8 protein-coding genes are annotated in these 12036 nt (G+C 38.5%); 4 read left to right on the forward strand and 4 right to left on the reverse strand.

Annotated features, from left to right (window positions below; translation table 11 throughout):
• Positions 1 to 93: 93 nt before the first annotated feature.
• Positions 94 to 504, reverse strand: coding sequence for an organic hydroperoxide resistance protein (locus ACFE6N_RS13145; RefSeq protein ID WP_378937122.1), 411 nt, complete (start codon positions 502 to 504; stop codon positions 94 to 96).
• Between the two features lie 117 nt (positions 505 to 621).
• Positions 622 to 2781: an FUSC family membrane protein gene (locus tag ACFE6N_RS13150; RefSeq protein WP_378937124.1), complete on the reverse strand. Its 2160-nt coding sequence runs from the start codon at positions 2779 to 2781 to the stop codon at positions 622 to 624.
• A 767-nt stretch (positions 2782 to 3548) separates the two neighbouring features.
• On the opposite strand from ACFE6N_RS13150, the gene ACFE6N_RS13155 reads away from it, so the two are divergent.
• Positions 3549 to 4901: a PhoH family protein gene (locus tag ACFE6N_RS13155; protein WP_378937126.1), complete on the forward strand. Its 1353-nt coding sequence runs from the start codon at positions 3549 to 3551 to the stop codon at positions 4899 to 4901.
• 24 nt (positions 4902 to 4925) lie between these two features.
• On the opposite strand, the gene ACFE6N_RS13160 is transcribed toward ACFE6N_RS13155, so the two are convergent.
• The gene (locus ACFE6N_RS13160; RefSeq protein WP_378937128.1) at positions 4926 to 5315 is read right to left on the reverse strand and encodes a hypothetical protein; all 390 of its coding nucleotides are present in this window, start codon (positions 5313 to 5315) and stop codon (positions 4926 to 4928) included.
• A 15-nt stretch (positions 5316 to 5330) separates the two neighbouring features.
• Entirely contained in the window at positions 5331 to 6542 is a 1212-nt protein-coding gene (locus ACFE6N_RS13165; protein WP_378937130.1) for a TCR/Tet family MFS transporter, read from the reverse strand.
• 442 nt (positions 6543 to 6984) lie between these two features.
• Here ACFE6N_RS13165 and gyrA point away from each other — a divergent pair, with 442 nt between their 5' ends.
• The 3 genes from gyrA to ACFE6N_RS13180 all read left to right on the forward strand — a co-directional run bounded on the left by gyrA (position 6985) and on the right by ACFE6N_RS13180 (position 11948).
• The gene (gene gyrA, locus ACFE6N_RS13170; protein ID WP_378937132.1) at positions 6985 to 9588 is read left to right on the forward strand and encodes a DNA gyrase subunit A; all 2604 of its coding nucleotides are present in this window, start codon (positions 6985 to 6987) and stop codon (positions 9586 to 9588) included.
• Between the two features lie 27 nt (positions 9589 to 9615).
• Complete coding sequence (locus ACFE6N_RS13175; protein ID WP_378937134.1) at positions 9616 to 10704, forward strand: tetratricopeptide repeat protein; 1089 nt, start codon at positions 9616 to 9618, stop codon at positions 10702 to 10704.
• A 98-nt stretch (positions 10705 to 10802) separates the two neighbouring features.
• Positions 10803 to 11948 carry a tetratricopeptide repeat protein gene (locus ACFE6N_RS13180; protein WP_378937136.1) on the forward strand — a complete coding sequence of 382 codons (1146 nt, stop codon included), beginning with the start codon at positions 10803 to 10805 and terminating at the stop codon, positions 11946 to 11948.
• Positions 11949 to 12036: the final 88 nt, after the last annotated feature.

The raw sequence follows: 12036 nt of genomic DNA on the forward strand, positions 1-12036 counted from the left end.
TTAAAATCCGGGACTTTATCGTTTATAAATACTTTGGTCTGAAATCTATCTACCTGTCGGATGGTAACATCCGACAGCACGAGGGAAATTTGTCTATACCGCTGTTACCCTTACCTCAATATTACCTTTGGTTGCTTTCGAATATGGACAGGCACGATGAGCTTTATCTGCTAGCGCCTGGGCTTCCTCATGCGAAATCCCTGGAATGTGAACATCAAGATCTGCCGAAAGTGCAAATGCATTTCCATCCTTATTAAACGAAACAAGCACCTTAACATTAGCTTCGCTAACATCAACACCTTCGCGTTCGGCAATAGAACCTAAGGCACCTAAGTAGCAAGGTCCCCATGCTGCTGCGAATAATTCTTCAGGATTCGTTGCTCCACCCTGGCCACCTAATTCTTTTGGTTTTCTCAGCTCTAAATCTAAAATTCCGTCACCCGATTTAATGTGTCCGTCTCTTCCTCCGGTAGCTGTAACTTCAGCCGTATATAACTTTTCCATCATCATTTCTTAATTGACTAGGTTTAACAAATTATACTGGCCTTTGTTTCAGGCATCCGTAAATACTGCCTGCTGAAACGTCTAAGGGTGAAATTGGAAGTTAATTCCGGTTATCAATTAAAGCCTTATTTTTACCGATAATTTGTAAATATCGTAAGCCACTTTCTGGATCAGGTCAAACTGCTCAGGAACCAGGTCTTCTCCTTTTTTTATTGCAACTCCATTATCGTTTAACCTGATTAAAGGTACATTATCTATTGCGTCCTTTCCCTGCTCCAGATTATCAATAGAAGCGTCTAATAAATAGTTGGTATTATTGGCGATCGGCTTTAAGGTCTCGAAACTCTCGAAGATAAACTGGTGTTCTTTATTGTATAGCGAAAGTGTTGCAACATAAGATGACAATAAATGGCTTAGTGCGGTAAACTGATGAACCTCTTTAATAAACAGCTGTTTGCTTTTGGGTTCAGAGAACATCCTTTGAAATAATGAAGCTAAATTCGCGGTACTTACATACACCTCTTTACGGGCCAGCTTATATTCCGTTCTGTTGTAATTTTTTTCAAAATACAATTTAATCACCTGTTCATAATACGCTTTATTTGCTTTTAGCATATCTACCATAGCTTCTTTCAGCTTTTCATGTTCCCAGGTTGGGAATAAGGAATAACTGGCTAACAAAGCAATACCAGAGCCTATAAAGGTATCGTAAATCCTTTCACGTGCCAAAGCGATCGATCCCATTCCCAGAAAATCGAACAGGATTAAGATATAAGGAGTCATAAAAAGTACGCTGACTACATAATTTTTCCTTTGGAAACTGTAGCAGCCGATCATGCAGATTAACAGAATGACGAACAGCGTATTCCGGTCATGGATATAGGTAATTACCCCCATACCGATAAAAGCCCCGACCGTAGTACCGATTAAACGCTGATAATTACGCTCTTTGGTTAAACTGAATCCCGGTTTCGAAATCACCAGGATGGTGAGAAGAATCCAGTAACTATGTGAAAAATCAAGAATCTGAGCCACAATAAAACCCAGCAACATCACCACGGTAACCCGTAACGAATGCCTGAAGGTAGAAGAGGTATAGGTTAAATTCTCTGTAAACAGGTTGAAATCGAATTTTTGCCTGGTGATAAATTTCTCTGTATCTACCTCAGCCTTTCTAATATCTTTGCTGTTTCTGATTTTAAAGTAGCTGAAAATGGTTCTAACCCTTGCCAGGATATTTTCGATGTTCACCTCGATATTTTTCAAGGCGATAATGCCCAGGGTATTGTATTCCTGGTTTTGGTTGTTTTTTTCCAGATGATTTATTTTGATCTTTAACCTTTCGATCTCAATCAGTAAACGCTTCGAAATAACAGGTATGCCTCCGCTTTTCAGGGCAAATGCAATATCATCAAGGGCATACGAAATCCGCTTAATGGCCATTTCATAATCTGATAAGATACCGGCCTTATCAAACTGGTCGTGTAACTGCTGGTAATTATAATAGGTAGACATCACCTGCTCAAACAGGTCTACCATATCTACAAACACCAATAATAAAAATCTGCCTTCAGGAGTCGAATCCCTCACAATTTCGCGGGTTCTGAATAATAATTCCCTCACCGCATCTTGCTTTTCATGAACGGAGACCTGAAGTTGTAACAGTTCTGAATAGGTTTTATCATAGTTATTATTCTGATGATAAAATTTGGCTTTTTCACGAAGAAATTCTGCCACCTCTAAAATGGAATCACTTAGCGATTGCTGTACCAAACGAAAAGGACGTAAGCGATACACAAAATAGCTTAAACCGGTATACCATAGGCTACCAGCCAGCACCAAAGCGGCATGTAACAATACCTCCTGCCATGGTCGGATATCATCAATACTCAGTACCATAATCAACAATACTGCGGTACCTACTGATGCCGCCCTGATGCCATAGATATAAAACATCGAAAATACAAAACTTGATACGGCCAATAAAAAGCCTATAAAGTAATGATTTTTATTGGTTAGGCCAGTGATGATGGAGAAGGTAAAAATGAGTGCCGTGGTAATCAGCATGGCATTTCGGCGGTGTACCATCGGCCCCGGACTATCCACCACACTGACACATAAAGCGCCCAAAGATAGAGTCATGCCGTATTTTAATAAGCTAAACTGGGCAAAGATTAAAGAGGGGAGTAGTACACCTATGGTAATACGGAGACCATCGGCAAAATACGTACTCAATAAAAAGTCTTGTATATTTCTAATGGGTTGCCTGATCTGCATGTTACAAAAATAACATAATAGGGATGTTTTTTGTTGGGATTAAAATTAAGTTTTTTGTTTTTTTACTATCCTTGCGCAGAAAAACGATAATCAACTGATTACTAAACACCTGTAAACATGTTAATAAGTGTATTAACGTCTGTTGTTGACAAACTCAAAAAATGCCGCACTCAACCATAAATTCGAAGTTTAGTTGAATTCAACCTGTTGATAACCAGTGTTTTTAAGTGGATAACATTGTTCATAAAAACATTTACTTTATACTTGATAATTAATAGTTTATGCCCTAAATTAGATCATATCAAATACGGAGTACTTTGAATGCTGACAAAACAATCCAAAAGAGATAAAGAACCGAAAGGAGAATTATTTCGGATCGTTTACAGGGAAAACGATTAATTTCAGAAAGGGTAAAACCGAGTAAGAATATATATACACATCGAAAGATTGGACAATAAGAAAATCGCACAGGCCCAAACAGCGCTTATAGAAAGCTACGAAGTTTACGGACGGATGAGCTGGAAATAAATTTTCACGAATCGTAAAAGTTGAAAAAACCTAACGAAAACGGAAAAATCAAAGTAAACAAGATTTGATGCTTTAAATGTAACTACGGTTATTTTAAAGTTAAAACGGGGAACTCAATCGAAAGAAGAAGGTCCCCGTTTTTATTTTAAACCCAGGTGTTGGCGTATCCTGAGGTAGCATCCATTATATAAAAATCAAGGAATTTCCTTTATTTAATGCTTAAACATTAAATTTACCAAATGGCTAAAAAAGGTAAATCATTCTCCGGTCTGTCAAAAAAGATATTCGTTCTTGATACTTCAGTCATTTTATACGATCATGACGCGATCAACAACTTTCAGGAGCATGATGTAGCCATTCCCATCCAGGTTTTAGAAGAACTCGATCATTTTAAAAGCGGTAATGATACCCGAAATTTCGAAGCCAGAAGTTTTATCCGCCTTATTGATGAAACCTCGAAGCAAAAACTCATCAGCGATTGGATTTCACTGAAAAGTCACGATTTAGGTAAATTTAAGGTCGTTTTAAATGAAAAGTCATTAACTGTAAATGCAGAAGAGGTTTATGGAAAAGGTAAAACCGACCATAAGATTTTAAACGCAGCATTAAGTTTAAAAGAAGAATACCCAGATAAAAAAGTAATACTGGTATCTAAAGACATCTGTCTGAGGTTAAAAGCAAAGGCTTTGGATTTAAATGCTGAAGATTACGAAACAGGCAAGATTAAAAATGTAGATGAACTCTACGCCGGCAAGACCGAATTGGGTAATTTTCCGATTGACATCATTGAGAAAGTAAAAAACCAATCATTTATTGATGCAGGCGAAATAACACTACCACCTAAAAACGCCAATCACTTTTACGTTTTAAAAAATAAAAGAAAAACGGCCAGTGTATTTTATAACCATCGTTTAAAAACGATTTCGGCTGTCTCAACCGATGCAATCTTTAAAATAAAACCGAAAAATATCGAGCAGGCATTTGCCATCCACGCACTTTTAGATCCGGAAATTAAACTGGTAAGCATACAGGGCAATGCCGGAACTGGTAAAACACTGTTGGCCCTGGCCAGTGCGCTGGAACAGCGTAAAAATTTCAGGCAGATTTATGTCACCCGGCCCATTGTTTCACTGAGCAATAAAGATATTGGTTTCCTGCCGGGCGATGCAAAATCTAAAACAGATCCTTTTATGGCACCCATTTGGGATAATCTGCGGTTTATCAAAGAGCAGTTTATTGGAGATGATAAAATGTCAGAAAAGATTGATGAACTGATTACAACTGAAAAAATAGCCATCGCACCTCTGGCATTTATCAGGGGCAGAACCCTCACCAAAATCTTCTTCATCATTGATGAGGCACAGAACTTAACACCGCACGAAGTTAAAACCATCATTTCAAGGGCAGGGGAGCATACTAAAATTGTTTTCACTGGTGATATTTATCAGATTGATACACCTTACCTCGATTCGGAAAGTAATGGTTTGTCTTATTTAATCGAAAACGCAAAAAACCATCCGCTATATGCGCATATTACCTTACAAAAAGGAGAGCGGAGTGAGTTGGCTAATCTGGCAAATGAGTTACTCTAACTTTAAATTAATTCATTAAATTATTTAAGTTTTTTTCATTCTGATATCATCTGGATTTGATGTTAACGGAAATCCTCTATGCATGAAATAGTAATCGTTTCTAATATTCTTAATTTGTATTATCCAATCCCCTTTTTTAATAAAGGATAAACCCTTCCCTCTGGTGTTTTTTTCGAAATACAAGGTAATGGTGTGTTCGTCAGGAAATGCTGTGTTACACAACTGATCTGTAAATTCAGTGGTCACTATAGCTTTATATTTACTATTGACTTTATAGATTTTAATTTTAAAATCTGCTTGATAATTCACTGTATATGTTCCTTCCCAGTGGATTGCTTTGCTTTGAGCGTGGCATTTATTCTCAATAAAAAATAAAGAATAAAGCAAAAATGTAAATCTTAATATTTTTTTCATCAATCTACTTTTTTGTTAATGGTGCTTTTGCAAAGATCTGATCGCAATAAACAATCCAATCAAAGTTAACACCGCACTCAATATAAACGGTGCACCTGGAAAATAAACCGGTGCATTACCTTCTATAAAATAAGCAAAAATATGTGTCATTACCCAGGGCGCAAATATGGCTGCCAAACTTTGTAAACCGGTTAAAACACCTTGCATTTCGCCCTGCGCATTGGCAGGCACCTGATTAGAAATCAGCCCCTGCATGGCAGGTCCGCCAATTCCGGCCAAACCGTAAGGAAGCATAAACGCAAACATCATCCAGCCTTTAGATGCGAAGGCAAATGCTACAAAGCCGATTACATATAAAATAAGACCGAAGTAAACTGCTTTTTTTTCACCTATTTTTGGTAAAATTATCCTGATTAATCCACCCTGTACAATTCCGATAACCAACCCCACAAAGCCTAATGAATAACCAACCCATGCCGCATCCCAGTTAAATTTCTCCATGGTGTAAAATGTCCAGTTGGATTGAACCGAATGACTGGAAAAATACAGCAAAAATAAGGTAGCCATTAAGCCCGCCAATGCCGGATATTTACCGATACTGCGCAATGAGCCAATGGGGTTGGCCCTTTTCCAGTCGAAAGCCCTGCGTTTCTCAATAGGTAACGATTCCGGCAATATAAAATAACCATAAAGCCAGTTCACTAAGGACAAGCCTGCAGCGATCATAAATGGTACCCGGGTGCCGAAATGGCTAAAAATACCACCTAAAACGGGACCTAAAATAAAACCAACACCGAATGCAGCGCCAACCAGCCCAAAATTTTGCGCCCTTTTTTCGGGAGCTGAAACATCGGCAATGTATGCCTGGGCGGTAGTAAAACTGGCACCTGTGATACCTGCAATGATACGTCCTACGAACAACCATATAATGGAAGGAGCAAACGCCAAAAAGATATAATCAATACCTAAACCAAACAAAGAGCTTAATAATACGGGTCTTCTTCCGTAACGATCGCTCAATGAACCGATAATTGGAGCGCTTATAAATTGTACTGATGCATAGGCCAGTGTAAGCCAGCCCCCGTATTCTGCGGCCAAACCGAAACCACTGCCGGTCAAATCCTGTATAAGCTTAGGTAAAACAGGGATAATGATCCCAAAACCTGTAAAATCAATCAGGAGGGTGACCATAATGAAACTCATTGCAGATTTCTTATTGTTTGCCATCTTTAAAAGGTTGAAAAACAAAAGTATCAGAATTACTTAAGAATGTAAATTTTAGTTCCAGAAAACTGAGCGGTCTAAATCAGCATATCATACACAATCGCCGTTCATAAACCTGATATAGCGGAAATCCCACAGCGAGGTACGATTGAGGACCTGGAGCGGTAGCAGGGCTGCAGACTGCCACTAAAACAGTACCCTACATTTCCAAAAAAATCATCCATCCAAGTAGGCAAACCTGTCAGATTTCAAAAACCTGACAGGTTATAGATTAAAAACTCTTAAACTGGCCTTCAATAACTTAAAATCCGGCCGAGAGTAAAAAACCTATGGCAACGGTCAAAAATTTTCCACAATGCCTTAATCCGGCTAAATTTTGCTAAATTCGCAAGGTTATAACAACACCCTTTTTTAATATCGTTTCAAGTAGCGAGAATAATAATTTATGGCAGAAGATTTAGAGAATCAGCAGAACGACAAAATCATTCCAATTAACATAGAAGAGCAGATGAAATCGGCCTACATTGATTATTCAATGTCGGTTATCGTATCAAGGGCATTGCCTGATGTACGCGATGGATTAAAACCTGTACACCGCCGTGTTTTATATGGTATGCTTGATCTTGGTGTAACCAGCAATAAACCACATAAAAAATCTGCCCGTATTGTAGGGGAGGTTTTAGGTAAGTATCACCCCCATGGTGATGCATCAGTATATTTTACCATGGTACGTATGGCCCAGGATTGGAGCTTGCGCTATCCTATGGTAGATGGCCAGGGAAACTTTGGCCACATTGACGGCGATTCTCCGGCGGCAATGCGTTATACGGAGGCGCGTTTTTCGAAAATCGCTGAAGAAATGCTTGCCGACATCAATAAAGATACGGTAGATTTTCAGTTAAACTTTGATGATACGCTACAAGAACCAACCGTTTTACCTGCAAAAATCCCTAACTTATTGGTTAACGGATCTTCTGGTATTGCAGTAGGTATGGCCACTAATATGGCACCACACAATTTAACAGAAGTAATTGATGGGGTGGTAAATTATATTGACAACAGGGATATTACCATAGAGGAATTAATGAAGTTTGTTAAAGCTCCTGATTTCCCTACCGGCGGTATCATTTATGGATATACCGGCGTTAAAGAAGCGTTCGAAACCGGCCGCGGACGTATTGTAATGCGTGCAAAAGCCGAAATAGAAAGCATTAAAGACCGCGAGGTTATTATTGTTACCGAAATTCCTTACCAGGTAAACAAGGCCCAGATGATTGAGCGTACTGCTGAATTGGTAGGCGAGAAAAAACTGGAGGGCATTGCCAACATTAAAGACGAATCGAACAAAGATGGTATCCGTATCGTGTACGAAATTAAACGCGATGCCAATGCCTCAATCGTTTTAAACAACCTATATAAATATACGGCCTTACAAACCTCTTTCAGCGTAAATAATATTGCACTGGTAAAGGGACGTCCACAAATGTTGAATCTTAAAGATTTGATTGTACATTTTGTGGATCACCGCCATGATGTAATCGTTCGCCGTACCAAATACGAACTGGCTGAGGCTGAAAAACGGGCACATATTTTAGAGGGTTATTTGATTGCTTTGGATCATTTAGATGAAGTAATTAAATTAATCCGTGCTTCCGAAACACCAGACGAAGCCCGTTTAGGCCTGATGGAGAAATTCGGGCTGAGCGACCTTCAGGCACGTGCTATTCTTGATATGACTCTACGTCGTTTAACCGGACTAGAGCGTGATAAGATCAAAGAAGAATATGCCGAACTGATGAAAACCATCGAATATTTGAAATCTATCCTGGCAGATGAAGGTTTAAGGATGAAAATCATTAAAGACGAGCTGGAAGAAGTAAAACAGAAGTTTGGCGATGAGCGTAAAACCACCATCGTTCACTCGGCTGAAGATATGAGCATGGAAGATTTCATCGATGATGAAGAAGTGGTGATTACCATATCTCATGAAGGTTATGTTAAACGCACGCCGGCAAGCGAATTTAAAGCACAGGGCAGGGGCGGAAAAGGTTCAAAAGGCAGTACCTCAAGAAATGAAGATTTTATTGAGCACATGCTGGTGGCCACCAACCACAATTATATGTTATTCTTTACCGAAGCAGGAAGGTGTTTCTGGCTGAGGGTATACGAAATTCCGGAAGGTTCGAGAACCAGTAAGGGAAGGGCGATACAGAATATCATTAATATTCCGAAAGAAGAGAAAATCAAAGCTTATATCAAGGTTAAAAACCTTAAAGACCAGGAATATTTAGAGAACAATTTCATCATTATGTGTACTAAAAAAGGTACCATTAAGAAAACTTCTCTTGAAGCATATTCACGTCCGCGTGTTAATGGTATCAATGCCATTAACATTAATGAAGGCGATATCTTGTTAGAGGCTTGTTTAACCAATGGCGAAAGCGAAATTGTAATGGCATTGCGTTCAGGCAGGGCCATCCGCTTCAACGAAAAAACCGTTCGTCCGATGGGTAGAACCGCTACAGGTGTACGTGGTGTCAGGCTTGCGCATGATCAGGATGAAGTTGTTGGCATGATTGCTGTAAACAATCCTGAGGTTACGGTGTTAGTAGTATCAGAAAAAGGATATGGTAAACGTACCGATATTGAAGATTACCGTGTAACCAACCGTGGTGGTAAAGGGGTAAAAACGATTAACGTTACTGAAAAAACCGGACAATTGGTTTCTATAAAAGACGTTACCGACAGCGAAGATCTGATGATCATTAACCGTTCAGGAATTGTTATCAGAATTCCGGTTTCAGCATTGAGGGTAATGGGACGCGCCACACAAGGGGTTCGTTTAATCTCATTAAAAGGTGATGACGAGATTGCTTCAGTAACAAAAATCGACCATGAGGAAGATGAAGAAGAAACAGTAGATTTAACTGATGTGGTAGTTACAAACGGCGAAGAGCTGGAAGCGGATACTTCACCTGAAACTGATGATACTGAGACTGAAGAAGAAGAGGGGGAATCAGATAACGAAGCGGAAGAAGAAGAAAATTAAACTAAAAATAAGATTAGCATAAAAATTATGAAAAAAGTATTTCTAAGTATAGTTTTAGCAGGTGCGGTAAGCGCTGCATTTGCTCAGAAAAGTGAAGTTAATGCCGCAAAAAACGATTGGAATTTGTTCCAGATCACCAATTCCAGTGCAACAACTCCACTAGCGAAGAAACTTGAAGCTTTGGCAAAAGGTTTAGCCCATACAGATAAAGCCATTGCTGATGAGAAATCTAAAATAATGCCTGAAGCATGGTCATACCGTGCACTATTTGCTTCCTCTGCAGCAATTCTGGATTCTACCAGCGCTGCAAATGCTGATGCGAATTTAAAAATTGCCCAGGATGCAATTGTTGAAGCAAAGAAATTAGATACCAAGGGTAATGAAAAAGATAACATCAGTTTAGCAGAAACCAATGTTAGCAACGCTGTCAGAAATGCTGGTGTAATTGCCTATAATAAAAAAGACTACAAAACTGCTTACGAGAAATTTGTGGCTGCAACGGTGATTAACCCACAAGATACTGCGATGTATCTGAACGCTGGTATTGCAGCGAGAAATATAGAGGATTATCCGGCAATGATTACTCAGTTTAAAAAAGTGATTTCTTTAAATTCACCTCAATCTAAAGATTTATATTCTGAGATACTGAATGCTACTTTAAGTAAGCAAAAAGATACTACGGCCGCATTAGCGCTAATCAAAGAAGCTACGACAAAATTTCCTGAAAATACTGACTGGATCAAAACTGAAACGCAGATTTATATTGATAGGGGTGACGCAGCAAAATCTGAGCAGATGTTAACAGCATTGGCCGCTAAGGAGCCAAACAATGCCAGTTATCAGGTTTTATTAGGTAATATCTATTTCAGTCAGGCATTAAAATTACAAGCCGACAGAAATAAAATCGACTCCAAAAAAGTGAAAGAATTTAACGAAGTAACGGGTAAAATGAATGCTTTGTTGGATAAATCTCTTCCTTTTTACAAAAAAGCTTTAGAAATTGATGCTAAAAATCAGGGGGCTTTGGAAACGTTGAAAACCATCTATGCGTTCAGAAACGATACTAAAAATTATGAAGATATCAAAAAACGTTTAGACGCTTTGCCTAAAGAATAATTCTGATACCGATCTAAAAAAAGAGCCCTGAAATTTCGGGGCTCTTTTTTTTATGTTTATTTTTATGGTTTATTACGGTTTACTACATAATCTAGCTTATGCAAAATTGCTTTAAAATATTATTGATTGCCTTAATTTTCCTCTCTTTTAATGCTGTTGCGCAAAAAAGTCAGATCTTGATTGCCCGAAACGCAGTAGGTAAATTGCAGGCATCTATCGCCAATAAAGAAAATGAAAAAAAGCAATTGGCTATTATAAACGAGGGTTTAAAAGCTATTGAATCTGCAGAAAAAGATAATAAAACAAAAAAATGGGCGGAAACCTGGTCGATCAAATCTTATCTGATGTCTTTCGCGAGCTTAATAGATACTGATCCGAATAATGCCAATAAGTATTATGATAATGCGATTGATGCTGTTGCAAAGGCAAAATCGCTCGACCGCTACGATGACAATTCAGGCTTAATTAAGGCTTCCAACCACAATATCCTGATCAAAAAACAAGAAAAGGGCAATGAGGCTTTTTTCAACAACGATTTCAAGGAGGCATTTGCAGATCTGAAAGATGTAGGCGATAATTTCCCTGCTGATACCACCTTGGCACTAAATACCGCCATTTGCGCCTTAAACATCCAGGCTTATGATGAAGCTTTAACTTATTTTAAACGCGCTAAAGAAAACGGGATCAAAAATCCATCAGTTTTTCAAAAAATGGCACAGATGTATGTTGTTAAATCGGAAACTGAAACCGCCATTAAAACCCTTGAAGAAGGATTAGCACTTAATCCGTTTAACCGTTTTTTAACCAACGACTATATTAACTTGTTGCTGGATACCGAAAATTATAGTAAAGCACAGGGACTGATCGAAAGCAATTTAAAGGTAGAAAAAGGCAATAAGTTACTTTATTTCCTTTATGGATACCTGCAGCAGATTGGCGGCAATAACGCTACGGCAATTTTAGCATATGATAAAGCATTGTCTACCGATCAGAATTATTTTGACGCTTTGTACCAATTAAGTCTGGCATACATCAATACCGCAAATGAAACGCTGCGTAAAAGCGACGCAGATAAAACCGAAAAATATAAAGGTTTAATTAACCGTGCCCAATTTGCTTTGCAGCGCGCCAACGAAATTAATCCGAACGATAGAAAAACCGTGCAGTTGCTGATCGATATCTATAATAAAAAAGGAACAACAAATAAAGTACAGGAACTTAACCGCAGACTTCAGGAATTATAGAAGAGTTTGAAATTTAACGCGATAGGGTACTGTTGTAATATGTAACTTAACATAATATTAATTATAAGACAATATTATATTGCTTGTT

Source organism: Pedobacter sp. BG31, from assembly GCF_042464845.1.
GTDB classification, from domain to species: domain Bacteria; phylum Bacteroidota; class Bacteroidia; order Sphingobacteriales; family Sphingobacteriaceae; genus Pedobacter; species Pedobacter suwonensis.

Coding starts and splice junctions, on each gene's coding strand:
- ACFE6N_RS13165 (WP_378937130.1), bottom strand. CDS start 6,542: ATGGCAAACAATAAGAAATCTGCAATGAGTTTCATTATGGTCACCCTC.
- ACFE6N_RS13145 (WP_378937122.1), bottom strand. CDS start 504: ATGGAAAAGTTATATACGGCTGAAGTTACAGCTACCGGAGGAAGAGAC.
- ACFE6N_RS13180 (WP_378937136.1), top strand. CDS start 10,803: ATGCAAAATTGCTTTAAAATATTATTGATTGCCTTAATTTTCCTCTCT.
- ACFE6N_RS13160 (WP_378937128.1), bottom strand. CDS start 5,315: ATGAAAAAAATATTAAGATTTACATTTTTGCTTTATTCTTTATTTTTT.
- ACFE6N_RS13155 (WP_378937126.1), top strand. CDS start 3,549: ATGGCTAAAAAAGGTAAATCATTCTCCGGTCTGTCAAAAAAGATATTC.
- ACFE6N_RS13175 (WP_378937134.1), top strand. CDS start 9,616: ATGAAAAAAGTATTTCTAAGTATAGTTTTAGCAGGTGCGGTAAGCGCT.
- ACFE6N_RS13150 (WP_378937124.1), bottom strand. CDS start 2,781: ATGCAGATCAGGCAACCCATTAGAAATATACAAGACTTTTTATTGAGT.
- gyrA (WP_378937132.1), top strand. CDS start 6,985: ATGGCAGAAGATTTAGAGAATCAGCAGAACGACAAAATCATTCCAATT.